General features: G+C 35.9%; 18 protein-coding genes. 13 read left to right on the top strand and 5 right to left on the bottom strand.

The features are described from left to right. Nucleotides 1-260: 260 nt before the first annotated feature. From guaA to yidC, 6 genes are all read left to right on the top strand, one after another. On the top strand, nucleotides 261-1,790 hold the full coding sequence (gene guaA, locus VK161_RS12970) for a glutamine-hydrolyzing GMP synthase (RefSeq protein WP_324215210.1): 1,530 nt from the start codon (nucleotides 261-263) through the stop codon (nucleotides 1,788-1,790). A 110-nt stretch (nucleotides 1,791-1,900) separates the two neighbouring features. Beyond that, complete coding sequence (locus VK161_RS12975; RefSeq protein ID WP_324215211.1) at nucleotides 1,901-3,877, top strand: LysM peptidoglycan-binding domain-containing protein; 1,977 nt, start codon at nucleotides 1,901-1,903, stop codon at nucleotides 3,875-3,877. Further along, the gene (locus VK161_RS12980; RefSeq protein ID WP_324215212.1) at nucleotides 3,877-4,281 is read left to right on the top strand and encodes an OsmC family protein; all 405 of its coding nucleotides are present in this window, start codon (nucleotides 3,877-3,879) and stop codon (nucleotides 4,279-4,281) included. The genes VK161_RS12975 and VK161_RS12980 overlap by 1 nt, the downstream gene beginning before the upstream one ends. 116 nt (nucleotides 4,282-4,397) lie before the next feature. Further along, on the top strand, nucleotides 4,398-4,631 hold the full coding sequence (locus tag VK161_RS12985; RefSeq protein WP_324215213.1) for a DUF3820 family protein: 234 nt from the start codon (nucleotides 4,398-4,400) through the stop codon (nucleotides 4,629-4,631). Nucleotides 4,632-4,788: 157 nt separating this feature from the next. Continuing rightward, the gene (locus VK161_RS12990; protein WP_324215214.1) at nucleotides 4,789-6,402 is read left to right on the top strand and encodes a CTP synthase; all 1,614 of its coding nucleotides are present in this window, start codon (nucleotides 4,789-4,791) and stop codon (nucleotides 6,400-6,402) included. 237 nt (nucleotides 6,403-6,639) lie between these two features. Continuing rightward, nucleotides 6,640-8,538 (top strand): membrane protein insertase YidC, encoded by a 1,899-nt coding sequence (gene yidC, locus VK161_RS12995; protein WP_324215215.1) that lies wholly within the window; start codon nucleotides 6,640-6,642, stop codon nucleotides 8,536-8,538. Nucleotides 8,539-8,607: 69 nt separating this feature from the next. Here yidC and VK161_RS13000 read toward each other — a convergent pair whose 3' ends face one another. Next, complete coding sequence (locus VK161_RS13000; protein ID WP_324215216.1) at nucleotides 8,608-9,579, bottom strand: fasciclin domain-containing protein; 972 nt, start codon at nucleotides 9,577-9,579, stop codon at nucleotides 8,608-8,610. 234 nt (nucleotides 9,580-9,813) lie between these two features. Further along, nucleotides 9,814-10,815, bottom strand: a complete 1,002-nt coding sequence (locus VK161_RS13005; RefSeq protein WP_324215217.1) for a fasciclin domain-containing protein — start codon at nucleotides 10,813-10,815, stop codon at nucleotides 9,814-9,816. 293 nt (nucleotides 10,816-11,108) lie between these two features. Here VK161_RS13005 and VK161_RS13010 point away from each other — a divergent pair, with 293 nt between their 5' ends. The 6 genes from VK161_RS13010 to VK161_RS13035 all read left to right on the top strand — a co-directional run bounded on the left by VK161_RS13010 (nucleotide 11,109) and on the right by VK161_RS13035 (nucleotide 18,661). Then, on the top strand, nucleotides 11,109-11,816 hold the full coding sequence (locus VK161_RS13010; RefSeq protein ID WP_324215218.1) for a hypothetical protein: 708 nt from the start codon (nucleotides 11,109-11,111) through the stop codon (nucleotides 11,814-11,816). 94 nt (nucleotides 11,817-11,910) lie between these two features. Continuing rightward, on the top strand, nucleotides 11,911-13,098 hold the full coding sequence (gene mnmA / locus VK161_RS13015; protein ID WP_324215219.1) for a tRNA 2-thiouridine(34) synthase MnmA: 1,188 nt from the start codon (nucleotides 11,911-11,913) through the stop codon (nucleotides 13,096-13,098). Between the two features lie 56 nt (nucleotides 13,099-13,154). Beyond that, nucleotides 13,155-14,780, top strand: coding sequence for a S8 family serine peptidase (locus tag VK161_RS13020; RefSeq protein ID WP_324215220.1), 1,626 nt, complete (start codon nucleotides 13,155-13,157; stop codon nucleotides 14,778-14,780). A 21-nt stretch (nucleotides 14,781-14,801) separates the two neighbouring features. Beyond that, nucleotides 14,802-15,746, top strand: a complete 945-nt coding sequence (locus VK161_RS13025) for an NAD(P)H-dependent flavin oxidoreductase (protein WP_324215221.1) — start codon at nucleotides 14,802-14,804, stop codon at nucleotides 15,744-15,746. Nucleotides 15,747-15,852: 106 nt separating this feature from the next. Continuing rightward, complete coding sequence (pafA, locus tag VK161_RS13030; RefSeq protein WP_324215222.1) at nucleotides 15,853-17,466, top strand: alkaline phosphatase PafA; 1,614 nt, start codon at nucleotides 15,853-15,855, stop codon at nucleotides 17,464-17,466. A 286-nt stretch (nucleotides 17,467-17,752) separates the two neighbouring features. Further along, on the top strand, nucleotides 17,753-18,661 hold the full coding sequence (locus tag VK161_RS13035) for a YitT family protein (protein ID WP_324215223.1): 909 nt from the start codon (nucleotides 17,753-17,755) through the stop codon (nucleotides 18,659-18,661). A 67-nt stretch (nucleotides 18,662-18,728) separates the two neighbouring features. On the opposite strand, the gene lysA is transcribed toward VK161_RS13035, so the two are convergent. Continuing rightward, nucleotides 18,729-19,934, bottom strand: a complete 1,206-nt coding sequence (gene lysA, locus VK161_RS13040) for a diaminopimelate decarboxylase (RefSeq protein ID WP_324215224.1) — start codon at nucleotides 19,932-19,934, stop codon at nucleotides 18,729-18,731. A gap of 370 nt (nucleotides 19,935-20,304) precedes the next feature. Between lysA and sucC the strand changes: the two genes are divergently transcribed. Continuing rightward, nucleotides 20,305-21,498, top strand: a complete 1,194-nt coding sequence (sucC, locus tag VK161_RS13045; RefSeq protein WP_324215225.1) for an ADP-forming succinate--CoA ligase subunit beta — start codon at nucleotides 20,305-20,307, stop codon at nucleotides 21,496-21,498. 102 nt (nucleotides 21,499-21,600) lie between these two features. On the opposite strand, the gene VK161_RS13050 is transcribed toward sucC, so the two are convergent. Together VK161_RS13050 and VK161_RS13055 are read right to left on the bottom strand one after the other, a co-directional pair. After that, the gene (locus VK161_RS13050; protein WP_324215226.1) at nucleotides 21,601-21,999 is read right to left on the bottom strand and encodes a VOC family protein; all 399 of its coding nucleotides are present in this window, start codon (nucleotides 21,997-21,999) and stop codon (nucleotides 21,601-21,603) included. A gap of 21 nt (nucleotides 22,000-22,020) precedes the next feature. Next, nucleotides 22,021-22,998 carry a hypothetical protein gene (locus tag VK161_RS13055; protein WP_324215227.1) on the bottom strand — a complete coding sequence of 326 codons (978 nt, stop codon included), beginning with the start codon at nucleotides 22,996-22,998 and terminating at the stop codon, nucleotides 22,021-22,023. Between the last annotated feature and the right edge of the window lie 93 nt (nucleotides 22,999-23,091).

A 23,091-nucleotide genomic window follows, 5' to 3' on the forward strand; every position in this document is an offset into this window, starting at 1 on the left:
GATTTGAATTCAAATGTAATAAAATTTAATTTATTTCTGATGCAACGTGTTTTTCTAGCCCAGACAGTAGTGGAAATCCTTTTGCGTTGGAAGTTTGTTTTTTTCTTGGCATGGCAACGCGACCAACGAAAGCGCTTGCCATGGCTTAGAAAAAAGAACTGAAGCGCAAAAGATTGAAACGGATGGCTGGATGAGCTACAAAAAGAAAATAATTTCCAAAATCTAGTTTTTATTTTCAATCGAGAATAGTACTTTTGCGCATGCAACACAACGTACTTATTTTAGATTTCGGCTCGCAATACACACAACTAATTGCACGCCGCGTTCGCGAATTGAATATATTCTGCGAAATTTTTCCTTACAACCATGTTCCCGAAGATTTATCCTCGTACAAAGCAGTAATATTAGGCGGAAGTCCGTATTCGGTGCGCGCTGAAGATGCTTTGCAAATTGATTTGTCGGCCATCAGAGGTAAATTACCTTTGCTTGCTGTGTGTTACGGTGCACAATATTTGGCGCATTTTTCAGGTGGTGAAGTTGCGGCTTCCAACATCAGAGAATACGGAAGAGCCAACTTGTCGTACATCAAAGAAAATGAAGTGTTTTTTGAGAATGTCAATGTCAATTCACAAGTGTGGATGAGTCACAGCGACACGATTAAACATCTTCCTACTAATGGTGTAAAATTGGCTTCGACGCACGATGTTGAAAACGCTGCTTACAAAATTGAAGGTGAAACCACCTATGCGATTCAGTTTCATCCTGAAGTCTATCATTCAACCGATGGAAAGCAAATGTTAGAGAATTTCTTAGTCAAAATTGCCGAAGTGCCACAGAATTTCACTCCGAATGCTTTTGTGGAAGATTGTGTGAAAGAACTAAAAGAAAAAGTAAAAGACGATAAAGTAGTTTTAGGACTTTCGGGCGGAGTTGATTCGACTGTAGCTGCCGTTTTATTGCATAAAGCGATTGGCAAGAACTTATACTGTATCTTTGTTAACAACGGTTTATTGCGCAAAAACGAGTTTGAAAATGTATTGCACCAATACAAAGATATGGGGTTGAATGTAAAAGGTGTAGATGCTTCGGCACGCTTTTTGGGTGAACTGGCTGGAGTTGATGATCCGGAAACGAAACGAAAAATCATCGGTCGCGTGTTCATTGAGGTTTTTGACGACGAAGCACATCAATTGACGGATGTGAAATGGTTGGCGCAAGGAACGATTTATCCGGATGTGATAGAATCCATATCGGTTAAAGGTCCGAGTGCTACTATCAAATCACACCACAATGTAGGCGGTTTGCCTGATTTTATGAAATTGCAAATTGTAGAACCACTTCGAATGTTGTTTAAAGATGAAGTGCGAAGAGTAGGAGCGACTTTAGGTATTGATGCTGAATTATTAGGTCGTCATCCGTTTCCTGGCCCAGGTTTGTCGATTCGTATTTTGGGCGATATTACTCCAGAGAAAGTTCGCATTTTACAAGAAGTGGATGCGATTTTTATCAACGGATTAAAAACGCACGGTTTGTACGACAAAGTATGGCAAGCGGGAGCGATTTTGCTTCCTGTGAATAGTGTAGGAGTAATGGGCGATGAGCGTACTTACGAAAAAGTAGTTGCTTTAAGAGCTGTTGAATCTACCGATGGAATGACCGCAGATTGGGTACATCTACCGTATGAGTTTTTGATGAAAATATCGAACGAAATCATCAATAAAGTAAAAGGTGTCAATAGAGTAGTGTATGATATCAGTTCAAAACCACCGGCTACGATTGAGTGGGAATAAATTGTAATAATAAATCTACGTAAAGAACGTTTTTTAATTACTAATTTTATACTTTTAATCCTCTTTTCGATTCGGTTAGGCACGGTGTTTTAATGTAATAAATGGTAATTATGAAACGTTTTTTTAGTATTTTCTTTCTTGTTTTTCTGCAAAGTATTTTGGCGCAACAAACCAATCATACGGTGCAAGAAGGCGAAACCATTTCTAAAATTGCTCAAAAATACAAGGTAACTCCATTTGATATTTATAAGTTGAATCCCGATGCACAAACGGGTGTTAAGCCCGGAATGGTCTTGGCAATTCCAAAATCAGTAGCGCAAGATGGAACCATTGAAACCAAAGCAGTTGAAGTAAAACCAGTTGTAACTAAACCAACAGAGACAAAGCCTGCAGCAGCAACATCTTCTCAAAAAACGCATACTGTAAAAGCAAAAGAAAGTGTTTACGGAATCTCAAAGCAATACGGTATCACCATAGACGAGTTGGAAAAAAACAATCCCATTTTAAAAGAAACCGGATTGCAACCCGGACAAGTTTTGGTTATTAAAAAAGGCGCCAACGCAGTAAAACCAGCTCCAGTTGTAAAACCTGTAGCTTCAAATTCATCTGGAATTATTACACACCAAGTACAACCCAAAGAAACCAAATACGGAATTGCTACTAAATATGGAATTACCGTAGAGGAATTGGAACGACAAAATCCTGATGTAGTTGATAATTTGCCCATCGGATTTGTTTTGAAAATCAATAAAAACGGAAAAGCAACAACGCCTTCCGAACCTGAAAAACCAAAAGAAGTCAAACAAGTAGCCGCTAAACCACTTTTTAATTATTCGGTTAAAGACGGCGATACTTTTTACAGTTTGACTAAATCATTAGGTTTGACACAAGAAGAGTTGACGAAGCTTAATCCTGAATTGTCGGATGGTTTGAAGGAAGGAATGATGTTGAAAGTGCCTGTTGATTTATCTAATATGAGTTCGCCTTCAAAAGCTTCGACTAATTTGGTGAATTCCATTTCAAAAAAAGACAAAAAGCATTTAGTACTATTGATTCCGTTTAATGTTTCCAAAATTGAAATGGATACTGTCAAAACGCTAAACTCTAAATTCAAAGACGATAAATTTCTCAACATGACACTCGATTTTTATTCGGGAGTGATGATGGCAATTGATTCGGCCAAAGTGTTAGGATTGAATGTTGATGTGAGTATTTTTGATTCGGAAGAAACCAAAACAACGACTTCTGCGTTATCAACATTGCAAAATAAAGCTTCAAATGCCGATGCCGTAATTGGTCCGTTTTTTCAAGCGAATGTCGAAAAAGTTGCCCAATCACTCGAAAGTAAAAAAGTACCTGTCATTTCGCCATTGTCCAAAGAAGTAGCCACTTCGTATGCTAATTTATATAATTCAATGCCATCAGAATATGCTCAGAAAAAAGCAATTTTTGATTATATGAATGGCAAAAACGGAAATGTTATTGCTTTAGTCGATGCCGATAAAACCAATAGTAAAGCATTTATTTCTGAATATGAGAAAAATGTAAAATGGGTTGGGCTATCCAGTAAAGGAACTTTTGTCAGCGATAGTATCAAAAAACATTTTGTAAAAGACAGATTGAATTTTGTAGTAATGGAATCCGAAAAATACGAGACGATTCAGACCACATTAACGGCAATTAATTCGTCTCTTAAAGAGTATTCAGCACAATTAGTGGTGTTAGAAACCAATGAGATGCTCGATTTTGAAGAAATTTCTCTCAACAGTTTGGTGAAATCAAAGCTAACCTATCCTTCGTTGTACAGAGAAAATGAATCGAATGAAGCCATTCAGTTTGAAAAAGCTTATCGTATCAAAAATAAAGTGCTTCCGAATCAATTTGCTACTCGCGGATTTGATTTAACTTTCGATACGATGCTTCGTCTCTCACAAGACAAATCATTCGAAGAGACCGTTCTAAATGCGGCTTCGGAACAAGTAGAAAGTAAATTTGATTACATAAAAAATTCAAATGGTGGTTACCTTAACAAAGGAGTTTATGTTTTAACTTATCAATCTGATTTAACAATTAAAGAAGCACAATAATGGCTACATCAAGTATAGAATATGTAGGTGATTTACGTACGATTTGTATTCACTTACAATCAGGAACTCAAATTCTAACCGACGCACCTACCGATAATCATGGGAAAGGTGAAGCGTTTTCTCCAACCGATTTGGTCGCCACCGCATTGGGAAGTTGTATGGTTTCAATCATGGCCATTAAATCCAAAGATTTAGACGTTGATCTCAAAGATTCTACTCTTTCAATTACCAAAATCATGCAAGCTGAACCACGCAAAATCGCTAAGATTATTGTTGAATTGAATATGTCAACTGAAACTTCAGATAAAAATAAAACCATTTTGGAACGAAGTGCGATGACGTGTCCGGTATTACTGAGTTTGCATCCCGATATCGAGAAAGAAGTCACTTTCAATTGGAAGTAATTAAGACCGCTTCGCTGCAAGAGTCAAGACCGCTTCGCTGCAAGAAGCAAGACAGCTTTGTTATAAGACATGTTGAAGTCTTTTCTCTTTCATCTTTCTTCTTTTCTCTAAAAAAAATGAACGACCAACAACAACTTCTCATCAAATTAGCTCATACCAAAATGCCTTTCGGAAAATACGAAGGGCGTTTTCTTATTGATTTACCCGAATATTATTTGGTGTGGCTCAAAAACAATCATCTTCCCAAAGGTCAATTAGGAGAACAACTTCAATTGGTTTACGAACTCAAACTAAACGGTTTGGAAGAGCTGGTTCGGAATATTAAAAAGCAATACCCAAAACCGATTTGAAAATGTAGTAATTTGAAAATTTGAAGATGCTATAACGGTATTTTCTTAATCGTAAAAAATAATAATTTTCAAATCTTCAAATCTTCAAATCTTCAAATTAAATTGTACTTTTGCATCGTTTTTTACAAACAACAACAACAACACAACAACCAATACAATGAATCAAACGAAATACATTTTTGTTACAGGCGGTGTGACTTCTTCTCTTGGAAAAGGAATCATTGCGGCTTCGTTAGCAAAATTGCTTCAAGCACGAGGTTATCGAACGACTATTCAAAAATTTGATCCTTACATCAATGTCGATCCAGGTACTTTAAATCCCTACGAACACGGAGAATGTTTTGTAACCGATGATGGTGCTGAAACCGACTTAGATTTAGGTCATTACGAGCGTTTTTTAAACGTTCCAACCTCACAAGCCAACAACGTTACAACAGGAAGAGTCTATCTTTCAGTAATTGAAAAAGAACGTCGTGGCGAATTTTTAGGAAAAACGGTGCAAGTAGTTCCTCACATCACAAACGAAATCAAAGAACGCATGCAATTGCTTGGAAACACAGGCAATTTTGATATTGTTATTACTGAAATTGGCGGAACTGTCGGTGATATAGAATCGCTTCCTTACATCGAATCAGTGCGTCAGTTGGTATGGGAATTAGGTGAAAACAACGGAATCGTAATTCACCTAACATTAGTTCCGTATCTATCGGCTGCGGGTGAGTTAAAAACAAAACCGACTCAACACTCGGTAAAAACGTTGATGGAAAGCGGAATCAAAGCTGACATTTTGGTATGTCGTACTGAACACGAATTGTCAGATGATTTGCGTCAGAAATTGGCATTGTTTTGCAACGTAAAACGCGAAGCAGTAATCCAGTCAATCGATGCCAAAACCATTTATGAAGTACCGAATTTAATGCTCGAAGAAGGTTTGGACGTCGTAGCATTGAAAAAATTAAATTTACCCGAAAAATCGGCTCCCGATTTAACACAGTGGAACGATTTCTTACACCGATTAAAAAATCCAAAACACACCATAAATGTTGGTTTGGTTGGAAAATACGTTGAATTACAAGATTCCTATAAATCGATCTTAGAAGCTTTTATTCACGCTGGCGCTGCCAATGAAACGAAAGTAAATGTAATTAGTATTCACTCCGAACACATCGATGCCAATTCGGCAGGAAAAATGCTCGAAGGTATTGATGGTATACTTGTTGCACCGGGATTTGGCGAACGCGGAATTGAAGGTAAAATCGAAACGGTACGTTACGCACGCGAAAATAACATTCCGTTTTTCGGGATTTGTCTCGGAATGCAAATGGCGGTAATTGAGTATTCTAGAACCATTTTAGGGTTGAAAGACGCCAATTCAACCGAAATGAATCCGGATACGACAAACCCAGTTATCGACTTGATGGAAAGTCAAAAAACCATCACCGATAAAGGCGGAACAATGCGTTTGGGTTCATGGAAATGCGATATTAAAGAAGGCACTTTGGCGCATCAAATTTATGGTAAGTCACAAATTGAAGAACGCCATCGTCATCGTTATGAATACAATAATAAGTACGCAGAACAATTGGAAAATGCAGGTTTAATCAGTTCTGGAGTCAATCCGGATACTGGTTTGGTTGAGATTGTCGAGATCAAAAATCACCCGTTTTTCATCGGAGTGCAGTACCATCCAGAATACAAAAGTACAGTTGCAAATCCACAGCCAATTTTTGTTAGCTTTGTAGCCGCAATTGTGAAAAATAAATTATCCTAACAGGTTTTTTCCTGTTAGGTATTTAATTGAAAAAGAGAGGAGCGAATCAGTTGGCTTCATTGTATTCCTTGTTCCTGCTTTCCGCTTTGCATGGCATCGCGTCAATCAGGGCTAGAAGGCCAACTTTTGGGCTTCTAAAATAATAGTTCTAACCCAACTATTCTAAAATTGAAACAAAACCGTCGCAACAGCGACATACATACAAATTGATAAAATCCCTTTTTTGGGAAGTATACTATGGAACAAAAAAAATTTGACCTAAATTCAATCATCGGGTTTGCCTTGATTTTTGGTATTGTAATGTGGATGATGTACAGCAACCAAAAAACAGCCGAAAAAGAACAACTCGAAAAAGCAAAACAAGAAAAACTTCAAAAGCAACAAAAAGCCAAAACAGTTGCTGCCAAAGAAATCGTTACTATTGCTACCGATACTTCAGTATCAGACACTGCAAAAATCAAAAAACTACAAGCTACTTTAGGAACATTTGCTTATTCAGCAACTTTACCAACGGCAAAAGAGGGTGTAACTGTACTTGAAAATGATTTAGTAAAAATTTCGGTTTCTAACAAAGGTGGAGCTATTTCAGAAGTTACACTTAAAAAATACGACAAATTCAAAAAGAATTCGGGCGAATTGGTTTCGTTAATCAAAAACAACAACGCCAATTTTAATCTTGAATTGCAAACTTCGGATAACCGAATCTTAAACACTAAAGACTTGTTTTTTGAACCCACTTTAACCAAAGTAGGAGCAGATCAAATTCTTTCGATGAAATTAAAATCGGGTGCTAATGAGTTCTTAGAATACAAATACGTTCTAAAACAGGATAATTATATGCTTGATTTTGATGTGCGTTCACAAGGTTTAAGTAAAGCCGTGAATACTTCAAAACCAGCTAATTTGAACTGGGATTTGAAAACCTACCGCAACGAAAAAAGTATTTCCTACGAAAATCGTTATACCGAATCAGTTTTTGAATACGAAGATGGTAAAGACGATTACACAGGTCAAGGAACTGAGAAAGAAGAAAACCCAGAAAAGGTGACTTATGTTGCCTACAAACAACACTTGTTTACTACGGTTTTATTGACTAAAACTCCATTAGAAAAGGCATCCATCAAGTCATTTGATTTAGTAAAAGACGCCAAAAAAGATACTATTTATACCAAACAATTCAAAACGGTTGCGCCTTTAACGTTTAACAACGGCGAATTGAACTATCAAATGAATTGGTATTTTGGGCCAGCCGATTATAAATTATTAAGCAAATACGATCGCAATCTTGATGAAATTGTTTCGTTGGGATGGGGAATTTTTGGTTGGATCAACAAATTAATTTTCGTTCCGTTATTCGGATTCTTAAGTTCGTTCATGGGATTAGGAATTGCAATTATTCTTTTCACTATTATTATCAAATTAGCAATGTCGCCTATTACTTTCAAATCGTTTTTATCTCAAGCGAAAATGAAAGTATTACGACCTGAAATTGCAGAATTAGGAGAGAAATTCGCAAAAGACCCAATGAAGAAACAACAAGAAACCATGAAGTTGTACAGTAAAGCTGGAGTAAATCCAATGGCTGGTTGTATTCCGGCATTGATTCAAATTCCGTTCATGTATGCTTCGTTTTTGTTCTTCCCAACTTCGGTTGATTTAAGACAAAAAGGTTTCCTTTGGGCTGACGATTTATCCTCATTTGATTCGGTATTGAAATTGCCATTTAACATTCCGCTTTATGGTGACCACATCAGTTTATTTGCTTTGTTAGCATCAATCGCCATTTTCTTCTATATGAAAATGACTTCTGGAGATCAAGCTATGGCACAACCACCACAAGAAGGCATGCCTGATATGGCTAAAATCATGAAGATAATGATTTATTTGTCGCCAATCATGATGTTAATCTTCTTTAATAATTATGGTTCAGGTTTGAGTTTATACAACTTAATTTCCAACTTAATCACTATTGGAATCATGATTGTTATTAAGAAGTATTTTATTGATAGTGAAAAAATACACGCTCAAATTCAAGAGAACAAAGCCAAACCCAAAACTGAAAGCAAGTTCCAAAAGAAAATGAGAGAGATGATGGAGCAAGCCGAAGCTCAAAAAGCACAACAGAAGAAAAAATAATTAGCAGTATAAAATAAAAAGTCCCGAGTAGTTTCGGGACTTTTTTTATGGAATAAAATTATTGATTTCTTAATCTAAATTAGGAAGAAGAACTCTATCAACCATGTGAATCATACCGTTGTAACACTGAATGTCTTTAGTTGTAATGTTAGACAAACGATCATTCATATCAACAATTCTGAAATTTGCAGGCGTTGATTGAATTGAAAAAGGATCACCAGCATACGTATTTACTGTTGCTCCATCTGTAAGAGATGATGAGAATGTATTAGCGGTAATCACAAAATGATACTTCAAAACTTGAGCCAATGTACTGTTTCCAATAGCAGCTAAATTGGGTTGATTTAATTCTACTAATAAAGAAGAAAAAGCAGTATTCATTGGAGCAATCATTGTATACGGGCCATTGTTAACACTCGACAATTCAGCTACAAAGTCAAATTGATCATTCGAAGCTAAAGCAGAAGAAAGAGTTGATAAATTAGGATTGGCTAAAATATGATCAATAATTGTTGGCAATTTAAGAACAGCATCCACTTTGTGAATTACTCCGTTAGATGCAAAAATATTTCCATTAGTGACAGAGGCAATGCCATTAATTTCTGTTTCACCATCTACGTTTCTGAAATACATACTCAAATTAGCAGAATTTGATGCAAACCCTGTAGCTTGTGATTTTATATAGGTATTAATTGGTAAATCTTCTAGCTTGATTTTTCCAACAATAATATGATTTAAAAGGATTTGTCTCAATACACTTGTTGGAACTTCTTCGATTGTAGCAAAATCATTTTCAGCTAAAAAGTTTTCAAAAGCAGTATCCGTTGGAGCAAATAAAGTGAATGTTTCAGTTCCGCTTAAAGTTGAACTTAAATCGGTAATTTCAATCGCTTTTTGTAATGAGTCAAACTCGTTATTGTCGGAGATTAATCCGTTCAAAGTATCCTTTTTTGCATTAGCATCATCTTCCATATCACAAGATGTAAATACACTAATACTTACAAAAAGAATAAGTAAAATTCTATTTTTTAGTAGGTTCATAATGAGTAGTTTTATGTTAAATAATCAATTATGAGACAAATATATAAAATAATGTGAAATACACTTAAAAGACCAATTAAATTAACAGTATTAATCTGTCTAAAAATATTCAAAATTAATTAACTATTTTTTTGTTTTTTGCATAAAAAAAGACTCTCAAGTTAATGAGAGTCTCCCTAAACAAACCAAATAATCAATAAACTAGGATGTGGAAATTATCCCAACTTAACTTTTTTACAATGATGGTTGTAATACTTTATCTACAGCGTGAATAACACCATTACTGCATTGAACATCAGTAATTATGATGTTACTTGGTGTTGTGGTTGTATCATTAATTTTTACACCACCCGTTAAATTGATGGTTAGATTCTGTACAGGAGAAGTAATTGTTGGAATGACTTGTCCATTTGTTAGCGATGAAGCTAATACATTTCCTGCGGTAGTTACGTGATATTGTAGTACTTTGGTTACTTGTGCTGGTGTTGCTCCTACTGCAAAACCTGATCCTGTCGTTGCTGCTGTAAATGCTGCATTTGTTGGAGCAAAAACGGTTTTAGTAGTTGCATTTGACAAAGCAGCAGCCACTGCAGTCTGATCGCCAAAACCATTTCCATTTGTTGAAGTACTTGTTACTACAGTAGCCAAAATAGAAAAGTTAGGATTAGCAGCCGCATGTGTTACTATTGTTGGTAAACCTATTACTGCATCAACAACATGGATAACACCATTAGTAGCTATAATGTTGAACGTTTCTCCAGGAGTTGTTGTTACAACTGATGAAACACCATTTAATCGTACACCACTTGTTGTATTTACATACATGCTTAAGGTGTTAGTAGAAGATGCTGTCCCTTTCCCTAAAGTTTTAATATAGGTGTTATTTGTTAAACCTGTTGACTGAACAGATCCACTTACAACATGGTTCAAAAGAATTTCTCTCAGAGTGGCAACCGGTACAGCTTCCAGATTTGCAAAACCATTTTGTTGTAAGAAAGTTGTAAATGCGGCATTTGTTGGGGCAAAAACGGTGTACGGTCCTGTACCTTGTAATGTACTTACAAGTCCTGCTCTATCTAAAGCAGATACTAAGGTCGTCAAGTTTGAATTTCTTGAAGCTATTCCTGCTATAGTATTGTCTACAGGTGCAGTTGTTGTGTCGTCATCATCGCATGATGAAAATCCAAAAGCTAACATCGCAATTAATGCGAACATTTTTAAATTGATTGTTTTCATAGTTTTTTTGTTTTATTTGTTATTATTTCGTTTAAAGATAACGACAAAAACATAAACAAAATTTAGAGCAAATTATTTTTTAACAAATTTGTTTAATCATTTTATATTGAAAAACCTTTTTTTTGTTTTATGTAATTATATAATTGTTAAACAAAAAAACAGCTTTTAATATATATTTAACAACCTTATTTAGTAGTTTTTTTCTTAAAATATTGAAAATTAATGTGAAATAGGAATTACATTTGCTACAATAAATTAGTTAAGTTGTAGTTATAGTAATTCAAAACAATTTTATGAGAATCGTACTGCTATTATTTTTTATAGTTTTTAATTTAAACGCTCAAGACATCAATCAATTAGACGATAAAGGTCAAAAACATGGTTCTTGGAAAGGTTATCATGAAGGGTCGAAACGACTGCGTTATGAAGGTAATTTTGAGCACGGTAAAGAAGTCGGCATGTTTAGATTCTTCGACGATACCAAAGCCAATACTGTAATTGCAACTCGCGAATTCAACACCAAAGACAATTCGTGCTACACTATTTTCTACAATCAAAAAGGATTTAAAGTAAGTGAAGGGAAATTAATCAATAAAGTTTACGAAGGAGAATGGAAGTACTATCACCTTGATTCACCTTCAATAATGACAACCGAAACCTATGTTAAAGGAAAATTAGAAGGAATACGAAAAGTATATTATAAAGAAGGTGCTATTGCCGAAGAAACAACTTATAAAAGCGGTAAAAAAGAAGGAGCTTATAAAAAATACGCTGAAAACGGGATTGTTTTAGAAGAAGCAACGTATAAAAACGATCTCTACCACGGACAAGCTATTTTTAGAAATCCAGATAATGCAGTTACAGCTAAAGGAATTTTTACTAATGGAAAGAAAACCGGAATTTGGGAGTTTTTAGAAAATGGTAAAATGGTGAAAAAGAACATGAATCTGCAAGGCAAAAAGTTTGTGAAGAAAAAAATCACCAAAGAGCCTACAGAATAATTTCAATAAATAGAATTTACTAAGGTATATGTTTTTATAATCAAAAGCGTATACCTTTTTTTATTATTTAATGTAATTTTGCAAAAAAATTAAAATGAAACGGGTTATAGTCGGACTTTCTGGTGGTGTTGATTCAAGTGTTGCAGCTTATCTTTTAAAAGAGCAAGGTTATGAAGTAATCGGACTTTTTATGAAGAATTGGCACGATGATTCAGTGACTATTTCTAACGAATGTCCGTGGCTCGAAGACAGTAATGATGCACTTTTAGTTGCAGAAAAACTCGGAATTCCTTTTCAAACGGTCGATTTAAGCGAACAATATAAAGAGCGAATCGTCAATTATATGTTCAACGAGTACGAACAAGGTCGAACTCCCAATCCGGATGTGCTTTGTAATCGCGAAATCAAATTTGATGTGTTCATGAAAATCGCCCTGAGTTTAGGAGCCGATTTTGTAGCGACAGGTCACTATTGCCGAAAAGGTGAAATTGAAGTGGATGGAGAGAAAGTATTTCAATTACTTGCAGGAAAAGACGACAATAAAGATCAATCGTATTTTTTATGTCAATTGTCACAAGAACAATTGAGTAAAGCTCTTTTCCCGATTGGTGAATTGACCAAACCACAAGTGCGTGAAATTGCCATGAAACTCAATTTAGTAACAGCCGAAAAGAAAGATTCGCAAGGATTGTGCTTTATTGGAAAAGTACGTTTACCCGAATTTTTGCAACAACAACTCCAACCCAAAGAAGGAATCATTGTTGAAATTGATGTCAATCATCCCATATATTCCCAAGAAAAACCAATTTTTAGTTCCAAAGAAGAAGAGTTGAAATACCTTTCAAAACCAATTCACTATATTCCAGAAATGGGAAAGAAAGTGGGTCAACATCAAGGTGCACATTACTTTACTATTGGTCAACGCAAAGGATTGAATGTAGGTGGAACCAAAGAAGCTTTATTTATTATCGCTACAGATGTTAAAAACAATGAAATTTACACGGGCCAAGGTCATCATCATCCGGGTTTGTTCCGAAAAGCATTGCGAGTTCAGCCTTCAGAAATTCATTGGATACGCCAAGATTTAGCATTGAAAAATGGTGAAACGATGGACGTTATAGCTCGTATTCGTTATCGACAAGAACTTCAGAAAGCAACTTTGTATCAATTTGAAAGTGGTTTGTATGTTGAGTTTGACGTACCTCAATCGGCCATAACAGAAGGTCAGTTTGTTGCATGGAATATTGATGATGAATTAGTTGGATCTGGAGTAATCTCTTAATTTAATTATTTGATTGTCTTTTTTTGTATTTTTGATGAATCCAAATTGAAAATGCTATGCAAAAAATCTACTTTTTCTTACTTTTAACTATTTCTTTCTCATCCTTTTCACAAGATGAAGAAGCTTGGGTTTATTTTACAGATAAGCCAAATGCACAATATTATTTAGACAATCCTCTAGAAATGCTAACTCAGAGAGCATTGGATCGTAGGGCAAACCAAGGAATAGCTCTACAGATTAATGATACTCCAATTCACCAACCTTACATTGATCAGGTAATGGCATCTGAAGGAGTAACCGTGAAAGCCAAATCAAAATGGTTGAATTGTGTTCATGTGAGAGGAAATGTCAATGATATCAATGCTTTGTCTGTATTATCTTTTGTGGATACTATAGTTTTTGCCGACGATGCATTGAATACATCAGGTAAAATCAGATCGCCAAAACCCATAAATCCAGTGAATAAAACTCTAGATGTAAGCGAAAATTTCAATTACGGGAATTCACAAAATCAAATTGAAATGCTCAACGGTCATTTGTTGCATCAAGCCAATTATACTGGAAACGGAAAAATTATTGCCGTTCTTGATTCAGGTTTTATCAATGTGAATTCTACCGCGCCTTTTCAACGATTATTTGACAATAATTTAATCCTTGGCGGATACAATTATGTAAGTCAAAATGAAGATGTGTATTCGCTACACAATCACGGAACAATGACACTTTCTTGTATGGGTGGCTATGTTGATGGTGAATTAGTTGGAACAGCGCCCAATGCTCAATATTATCTTTTTGTAACTGAAGATGTTGTTGATGAAAATCCAGTGGAAGAGAGCTATTGGGTAGAAGCAGCAGAAGAAGCCGATCGATTAGGAGCTGACATCATTTCGACTTCATTAGGATATTACGTTTATGATAATCCTAACTACAGTCATGTGTATACCAATATGACCGGAAATGAGGCTTTCGCATCAAAAGGCGCTAATATTGCTTTTAGTAAAGGAATCATAGTAGTGGCAAGTGCAGGAAATTCAGGCGCTAGTGCAGAACCTTTAAATCACATAAGTGTTCCAGCAGAAGCTACTAATGTACTTGCTGTTGGAGCAGTACGATTTGATGAAACTTATGCAACCTTCAGTTCTGTTGGTCCAGGTTATGAAAACAGAATCAAACCCGAAGTCATGGCAAAAGGTCAAGCAGCCACAGTTGCCAATACAGCAGGGAATATTCAAACTGCGAGCGGAACTTCTTTTTCGTGCCCGATTATGGCCGGAATGGTCGCTAGTTTTTGGAGTGCAGTACCCAGTTTAACCAATCAGCAAGTAATTAATTTTATTATACAGTCAGCAGACCGATTCAATAATCCTACCGACCAATTTGGTTATGGAATTCCCGATTTTCAATCTGCTCTTCAAAGTGCATTACTTTCTGTTGATGAAGCTGAAATCGAAAATTATCAGGTTTTTCCCAATCCTACAACTTCAACTATAACAATGGTAAGCCCAGCTAATTTTGTTGGTAATTCAATTAAAATGTACAATGGTTTAGGACAATTGGTTCTTACAAACACTATAGAAAATCCAGTTCAAACCCTTTCGTTAGACGGATTGAATTCGGGTGTTTATTTTTACACCATTTCAACTTCTGATATAGTATACCAAGGAAAAATCATTAAAAATTAATGCCACATAGATTCCTCATTAATGAATAGAATTACGCAACTCTTCAACATACAATACCCGATTATTCAAGGCGGAATGATTTGGAATTCAGGTTACAAATTGGCAAGTGCTGTCAGTAATGCTGGCGGATTAGGCTTAATCGGAGCAGGTTCAATGTATCCCGATGTGCTTCGCGAACACATTCAAAAGTGCAAAAAAGCTACCGATAAACCTTTTGGTGTTAACGTTCCGATGTTGTATCCGAATATAGAAGAAATCATTCAAATCATCATAGAAGAAGACGTGAAAATCGTGTTCACTTCTGCTGGAAATCCTAAAACTTGGACTAGCTATTTGAAAGAAAATGGAATTACGGTAGTTCATGTGGTAAGCAGTTCTAAATTTGCTCTCAAAGCACAAGAAGCCGGAGTTGATGCAGTTGTTGCCGAAGGTTTTGAAGCTGGCGGTCACAACGGTCGCGAAGAAACGACAACAATTACTTTAATTCCGATGGTGCGTGAAAATATTTCGATTCCGTTAATAGCTGCAGGTGGAATCGCAACGGGTCGCGGAATGTTAGCAGCAATGGTTCTCGGTGCCGATGGTGTTCAAATGGGAAGTCGTTTTGCGGCATCTACCGAAAGTTCAGCTCACGATAATTTCAAAAAAACAATTGTAGAAACAGGCGAAGGTGATACTCAATTAACCTTAAAAGAATTGGCGCCTGTTCGATTGATTAAGAATAAATTTTTCAACGATGTTCAAGAGTTGTACGCCAAATGTCCAACCAAAGAAGATTTAGAAAATTTACTAGGAAAACGCCGTGCCAAACGCGGTATGTTTGAAGGTGATTTAGTCGAAGGTGAACTCGAAATTGGCCAAATTGCGGGATTAATTCACGACATCAAACCCGTTGAAATCATCATCAAAGAAGTGATGGAAGAATTTGAATTGGCTAAAAAAGAAGCACAAGATTTTAGGTTTTAAAAATAAATCAGAGTTAATCTGTGTAATCAGTGGCGCACAAAACTTACCAATTTCTTCACGTCTATCTCCATTCAAAATACTACTTTTGTACAAATAATTTATCCTAATGAAAAAGTTTATCTGGATTGTAACTATCGTTTTTTCCATCCTTACAAAAGCACAAGAACGCCCAAAATTAGTAGTCGGAATAGTTGTCGACCAAATGAAAATGGAGTATTTATACCGTTTCCAAAGCGATTTTTCGAACAATGGTTTCAAACGATTGATGCAACAAGGTTATACTTTTGAAAATGCACATTACAATTATATGCCAACGTACACTGCGCCAGGTCATGCTTCGGTTTATACTGGAACAACACCAGCACTTCACGGAATTGTAAGCAACGAGTGGTTTCACAGAACTTTAAAAAAAGACGTGTATTGTACCGATGATGCTTCAGTAACTACTTTAGTTCCCGGCACTGAATCTGAAGGCAAAATGTCGCCCAAAAATTTACAGAGTTCAACAATCACAGACGAGTTAAAATTGTCAACCAATTTCCAAGGAAAAGTAATCGGAATCAGTATTAAAGATCGTGGTGCGATTCTGCCAGCCGGACATTTTGCAGACTGGGCTTTTTGGTATTGCAAAACGGGTGAATTCATATCAAGTTCGTATTACGGAACCACTTTGCCTTCTTGGGTAGATGATTTCAATAAAGAAAAAAACTACATTCCGTACGCTCAAAAAGGTTGGGAATTATTCAAACCCAAAGAAGCCTATAACGAAAGTCTTCCTGATGATAATCCCTACGAAGGTCAACTCTACAAAAAACAACCCTTCTTTCCTTATAATATGAAGGAAATGTTGGATAACAATGATGCTGGAGTTTTGAGAGTAAGTCCGTATGGTAATAATTTGATTGTGGATTTTGCTAAACGTGCCATCGAAAAGGAAAATTTAGGTAAAGATGCAGTAACCGATTTTCTAGCTTTGAGTTTTTCTTCTACTGATTACATCGGGCATACTTTTGGTCCGCGTTCCATCGAAATTCAGGATACGTATTTGCGCTTGGATCAAACTATTGCTGAGTTTCTGAATTATTTAGATACAACTGTTGGAAAAGGAAATTACCTCGTTTTTCTGACAGCCGATCACGCTGGAGCGGAAAATGCAACCTATTTAAAAGATCACAAATACGATGTGAATAGCATCAACTATAAAAATGTCGAAAGTGATTTAAAAGACTTTTCTAAAACTACTTTTGGCGATGATTTGATTCTGAATTATTCTAGTTTTAATGTCCATTTTGATAAAGACAAAATCAAAGCTAAAGGGTTGAATTTAACCGATGTTAAGCAATCGTTCAAAGACTATTTGTATACCAAAGAATACGTTAAACGAGTATTTACAGAAGAAGAGATTCTCTCAGCCACTGGCAACGATGTTATATTGGATTATGTTGCAAAAGGTTACGATCCGACGCAAAATGGTGAGTTGTATTTTGTGTACAAACCTGGTTATTTGGAATATTCAACTACAGGAACAACACATGGCTCACCTTATACTTATGATACTCACGTGCCGATTATTTTCTACGGATGGCACATCAAGAAAGGCAAAACCAACGATAGAAAAGAGATCACACAAATTGCTCCTACAGTAACCCAATTGTTAAAAATCTCCATGCCGAATAGTACTAAAGGCAAGGTGTTGACGGAGATTGTTGATGCAAAATAGTTGAAGTTTTTTATCCAGTGAGTTCGATTAAATTTTTAGCCACGAATTATCGAATCTATTGTTGTAAACATTTGATTCTATTCGAATGTTCATCGAAGATGAATAAATTTTTAGTCTCGGACCCAATTTAAATTTGTGAATTCGTGGCAACAACACTAGAATTATCAATCATTAGTTATATGTTGAGATAGTCTTATAGATTTAGGTTACTGAATTAATGTTAATAAATCAAAATTGATTTCTCGCTTTAGCCAAATTTTACTATATTGGGCTAAACTGAATAAACATGAAATTATTTTTTGAACGACTTTATAAAAACAGCAGCCGAATTACTCAAATAGTTTACACGCGACACATCAAAGACTTTATTTTGATTTGTATTGGTGTGACGATGGCAAGTATCGGTTTGAAAGAATTTCTTCTGCCCAATGATTTCCTCGATGGTGGTGCAATGGGTTTGTCGCTACTCACCGAAATTATGACCGGAATCGAGTTGTCCGTTTTGATTGTACTCATCAATTTACCTTTCATAATCATTGGTGCCAAACAAATTTCACTCGAATTTGCGATTAAAAGTACCTTGGCCATTTTGGCGTTATCGCTTTTAGTGCATTTCATAAGTCTGCCAGCCATAACTTCTGATAAATTATTGATCTCGGTTTTTGGAGGATTTTTTCTTGGAGCAGGAATCGGATTTACCATTCGTGGTGGCGCGGTAATTGACGGAACTGAGGTATTGGCGATTTACGTCAGCAAAAAAACCAGTTTGACTGTAGGTGATTTTATCTCGGTTTTTAATGTAATACTGTTTTCTTTTTCAGCTTTATTAGTGAGTGTAGAAACTGCAATGTATTCGATGTTGACGTATTTTGCAGCTTCCAAAACTGTCGATTTTATCATCAATGGTATCGAAGAATACATTGGTGTAACGATTGTTTCCCGAAATGCTATAGAAGTAAAACAAGCCATAATTGAAAAATTAGGTCGTGGTGTTACCGTTTACAATTCGGAAAGTGGTTACGGAAAATCGGGTGTGAATTACAATGAAAACAAAATCCTCTTCTGTGTTGTCACTCGTTTGGAAGTCACACGATTATTATTGGAAATCGAAAAAATTGACGAAGAAGCTTTTGTAGTGCAGCATTCCATCAAAGACACTAAAGGCGGAATGATCAAAAAACGTCCGTTGCATTAATACAAAAGTCACGAATTACTATTATGTTAATTCGTGACTTTTTGTATACCATTTAAAATTTATAGTTTTAGACTTCAACCATAATCTGATTTTTAATTAAATCTTCAAAGGTTTCTCGTTTGCTTATTAAGTGACCTTTTCCGTCTTTCCACAATACTTCGGCAGGTTTGAAACGTGAGTTGTAGTTGGATGACATCGAATAACAATACGCACCCGCATTTTTGAAACACAAGATATCACCTTCTTTAATTTCAGCTATTCTGCGGTTGTTGGCAAACGTATCGGTTTCGCATATGTAACCCACAACGGTGTAAAAACGCTCTTTTCCTTTTGGATTGGAAATGTTTTCAATGGTGTGTTGCGAACCATAAAACATCGGTCGAATTAAATGGTTGAAACCACTATCAATTCCGGCAAAAACAGTTGAGGTAGTTTGTTTAACTACGTTTACTTTGGCCAAGAAAAATCCGGCTTCACTGACTAAAAATTTTCCAGGTTCAAAGGCTAAGGTCAGCGTTCGGCCGTATTCTTTTTCGAAAGCCAAAAAACGTTTGGTTAGTTTTTTCCCTAATTCTTCAATGTTGGTTTCGATGTCGCCTTTTTTGTACGGCACTTTGAATCCCGAACCAAAATCAAGGAAATCCAGTTCTTTGAATTGTTTTGCGGTGTCGAATAAGATTTCGGCAGCGTATAAAAATACTTCAATGTCTAAAATATCCGAACCGGTATGCATGTGAATTCCATTGATGTGCATTCCGGTATTTTCCACAATGCGCAATACATGAGGAATTTGGTAAATCGAAATTCCGAATTTACTATCAATATGTCCAACTGAGATATTCTCATTTCCGCCCGCCATCACATGTGGATTGATTCGAATACAAACGGGAACTTTTGGGTGTTTGGTTCCAAAATGCTCTAAAACCGAAAGATTGTCAATGTTGATTTGAACGCCCAATTCGGCTACTGCTTCTATTTCTTCGAATGAAACTCCATTGGGAGTAAATATAATTTTATCAGGAGTAAATCCGGCGTGTAAACCCAATTGTACTTCTTGAAATGAAACCGTATCCAAACCCGAGCCGCACTTCTTGAGCAACTTCAGTACGGATAAGTTGGACAATGCTTTCATGGCGTAGTTGATGCGAAGACGCTCTACCTTTGAAAATGCAGTTGTCAAACGGTTGTACTGATGCTCGATGGTTGTAGCGTCGTAAACGTACAACGGACTGCCAAATTCTTCGGCAAGTGCTAGTAACTCTTTGGGTTGCATATTATTTATTTTAAAAATTTAAAGTTGTGCAAAGATACTTTTTGAGATAACGAATTCAAAGCGCGTTAACATTTCTGCGGATTTGCTATTTTTTGCACTAATTTTTTTTCAATACGATAATAAACTAGCCCTGATGCAAGGGAATCCCGATTTTTATCGGGATGGAAAGGCAGCAGGAAAATGGATGGCAAGAAGGCCCGAGCCATTCGCTTCCCAAATCGCTAAAAAAAAGTTGAGATTGCTTCGTTCCTCGCAAATTCAAGAAAGTTACTAAATTGATATACATTTCTTTTAGGATTCATTCTAATTAATTACTTTTGTGAAACTTTTTCTGGGACGAGTTTCAGAATTTAACAACAAACTTATACTTATGAATATACACGAATATCAAGGGAAAGAAATTTTAGCGAAATATGGTGTACGCGTTCAACGTGGAATTGTAGCTAATAATCCGGTTGAGGCAGTTGCTGCAGCCAAACAATTGACTACAGAAACAGGTACACAATGGTACGTAATCAAAGCTCAAATTCACGCAGGTGGAAGAGGAAAAGGTGGTGGCGTAAAATTGGCTAAAAACCTAGAGCAAGTAACCGAAATTTCAGAACAAATTATTGGTATGCAATTAATCACGCCACAAACTCCACCAGAAGGAAAAACGGTGCACAAAGTGTTGATTGCAGAAGATGTATATTACCCAGGAGAAAGTGAAACTTCTGAATTTTACATGTCGGTTTTATTGAACAGAGCGACAGGAAGAAACATGATTATGTATTCTACTGAAGGTGGAATGGATATTGAAGAAGTAGCAGAACACACTCCGCATTTAATTTTCACAGAAGAAATTGATCCACAAGTGGGACTACAAGGTTTTCAAGCACGACGAGTTGCTTTTAACTTAGGTCTTTCTGGAAATGCGTTCAAAGAAATGGTGAAATTTGTTGAATCGTTGTACAACGCCTATATTGGTTCTGATGCTTCGATGTTTGAGATTAATCCAGTACTTAAAACTTCGGATAACAAAATTATGGCCGTTGATGCCAAAGTAAATATTGATGATAATGCATTGTACCGTCAGCCGAAATACGCTGAAATGCGTGACGTTAGAGAAGAAAATCCAATTGAAGTGGAAGCTAAAGAAGCCGGATTGAACTATGTTGACCTTGACGGAACTGTAGGTTGTATGGTAAACGGTGCTGGTTTGGCAATGGCAACAATGGATTTGATTAAATACGCCGGTTTTGAACCAGCTAACTTCTTAGACGTGGGTGGAACAGCCGATGCAAAACGTGTAGAATTAGCGTTTAGAATCATTTTAAAAGATCCGAATGTAAAAGCCATTCTGATTAACATTTTTGGTGGAATCGTTCGTTGCGACCGTGTAGCTCAGGGTGTTGTGGATGCATACAAAAACATGGGTGACGCGATTCAAGTGCCAATCATTGTACGTTTACAAGGAACTAATGCTGAAATTGCAAAAGAATTAATTGACAATTCAGGTATGCCTATCTTATCTGCGGTTCAGTTTCAAGAAGCAGCTGATCAAGTGCAAAAAGCATTGTCTTAATGAATTGAAACGGACTTATGAATTGAAACGGACTTATGAATTGAAACGGACTTTAGTCCGTTTATAAATAAATATAAATCCCGAGTTTGTGCTCGGGATTTTTTATTTCATTTTCTCAGCAAAAGCAATTACATGTCCATCCAAATCCGAAAAATAAAAAGCGGTGTCGCCCCAATTGCGCGGTTCAATTTCGCTGATTATAGTGGTATTTAGTTTTTTTACATTTTCATATTCTACCTTAAGATTTTCAACAATAAAGTACAATTCGCAACGCGGAATTCCGTTTCCTAAGTTCGGATGCGGTAGTGCTGGAGTGATGATTTTTGCAATTCCGTCGTTAGGCATTAATCCGAGTTTACACTGATTATTTATAATGAATTCAGTCATTCCGGGCACATTCAAATCGGCTGATTTTCTGAAAAGTTGCTCATAAAATTGAGTGCTTTTTTGCTGGTCTTTTACATAAAGTATGAATTCGGTATGTTTAATGTGTGTAATCATTTTTGGAATTTATAATCAATGCTATTTTTCATTCATTTTCATTTGATCAAGAAAGAAATGAATCACTTCTAAATTCATTTCTGATGTGGTCCAATGTCCCACTTTTTCATATGTTTTAAAGGTTGCATTGATTTTTGCATTCAAATAATGTTTTTGACATTCCAAATACCTTTTTTGAACGGTTCTCCCTATGTTGTCATTAATACTATTTCGTTCCTTTTTGCTGTAAGCATCGTCAAATTGAACCGCATCATTTTCGTCTAACTGTCCCATATAGATAAACTGAGGAATAGATTTGTACGATTCAAAGTTGAATTTTTCTTTAAATAATTGTTCAAAATCGTTAGTGCCAATTGGATAGTCGAGTTTACAACTATTAATTTCGTTTTGAGGCAACATAAGTTCTCCGTTAAATCCGCCAATTGCCATTGCTTGGATTGTATCTGGGTGCAGAAATGAAAAACGATTTGTAAAAGTAGCTGAAGCTGAAAAACCACTCATAAAAAATTTTTCCTCAACTTCAATGTGTACTGTTTTTAATACGTTTTTGGAATCGTTTATCATTGCCAACAACTGTAAGTCAAGTCGGAGTAATTCGGTAGATGTTTCTAACATTACATCTCTGTCCAAAGCATGTGTGTAGGTCAAAGGTTTTGATTCTGGTCTAGGAAAAATGGGGACAAGTAGCGGAATTTTCAATTCAGTAGAAATATTATTTCCTACGGAACTTACAGATGCCAAGTCGATAGCATGCTGTTTATGAACTTCGATGTCATCTGACAATTTCCCCGTGTTGTTTGGTTCTACTAGTAAGAATGTTTTTTTATTCAGTTGAGCTCCTTTTGGAATAAAAAGTATGTAATCGTTAAAAAATCCTTTTGCTTGATTTTTTTCTATGACGATTAAACTGTCTTTCTTGAAAATTTCCGTTTTTGAATTTTGAGCAAACGAAAAAATGCAGGTAAACGAAAGAAATAGAGTTTTGATTATATTTCGCATTTCAAATATCATTTCTATTGTTTGTCTTAACTTGTCAAAAATTGTTACTAGGTATTTTTTAAAATTACTGCTAACAAAAAAATCCCATCTGAA

This window comes from Flavobacterium sp. (genome assembly GCF_035299245.1).
Classification (GTDB): Bacteria; Bacteroidota; Bacteroidia; order Flavobacteriales; family Flavobacteriaceae; genus Flavobacterium.

Coding starts and splice junctions, on each gene's coding strand:
- guaA (WP_324215210.1), top strand. CDS start 261: ATGCAACACAACGTACTTATTTTAGATTTCGGCTCGCAATACACACAA.
- VK161_RS13020 (WP_324215220.1), top strand. CDS start 13,155: ATGCAAAAAATCTACTTTTTCTTACTTTTAACTATTTCTTTCTCATCC.
- sucC (WP_324215225.1), top strand. CDS start 20,305: ATGAATATACACGAATATCAAGGGAAAGAAATTTTAGCGAAATATGGT.
- VK161_RS12990 (WP_324215214.1), top strand. CDS start 4,789: ATGAATCAAACGAAATACATTTTTGTTACAGGCGGTGTGACTTCTTCT.
- pafA (WP_324215222.1), top strand. CDS start 15,853: ATGAAAAAGTTTATCTGGATTGTAACTATCGTTTTTTCCATCCTTACA.
- VK161_RS12975 (WP_324215211.1), top strand. CDS start 1,901: ATGAAACGTTTTTTTAGTATTTTCTTTCTTGTTTTTCTGCAAAGTATT.
- VK161_RS13025 (WP_324215221.1), top strand. CDS start 14,802: ATGAATAGAATTACGCAACTCTTCAACATACAATACCCGATTATTCAA.
- yidC (WP_324215215.1), top strand. CDS start 6,640: ATGGAACAAAAAAAATTTGACCTAAATTCAATCATCGGGTTTGCCTTG.
- VK161_RS13000 (WP_324215216.1), bottom strand. CDS start 9,579: ATGAACCTACTAAAAAATAGAATTTTACTTATTCTTTTTGTAAGTATT.
- VK161_RS13010 (WP_324215218.1), top strand. CDS start 11,109: ATGAGAATCGTACTGCTATTATTTTTTATAGTTTTTAATTTAAACGCT.
- VK161_RS13050 (WP_324215226.1), bottom strand. CDS start 21,999: ATGATTACACACATTAAACATACCGAATTCATACTTTATGTAAAAGAC.
- VK161_RS12980 (WP_324215212.1), top strand. CDS start 3,877: ATGGCTACATCAAGTATAGAATATGTAGGTGATTTACGTACGATTTGT.
- VK161_RS12985 (WP_324215213.1), top strand. CDS start 4,398: ATGAACGACCAACAACAACTTCTCATCAAATTAGCTCATACCAAAATG.
- VK161_RS13035 (WP_324215223.1), top strand. CDS start 17,753: ATGAAATTATTTTTTGAACGACTTTATAAAAACAGCAGCCGAATTACT.
- lysA (WP_324215224.1), bottom strand. CDS start 19,934: ATGCAACCCAAAGAGTTACTAGCACTTGCCGAAGAATTTGGCAGTCCG.
- VK161_RS13005 (WP_324215217.1), bottom strand. CDS start 10,815: ATGAAAACAATCAATTTAAAAATGTTCGCATTAATTGCGATGTTAGCT.
- mnmA (WP_324215219.1), top strand. CDS start 11,911: ATGAAACGGGTTATAGTCGGACTTTCTGGTGGTGTTGATTCAAGTGTT.
- VK161_RS13055 (WP_324215227.1), bottom strand. CDS start 22,998: ATGCGAAATATAATCAAAACTCTATTTCTTTCGTTTACCTGCATTTTT.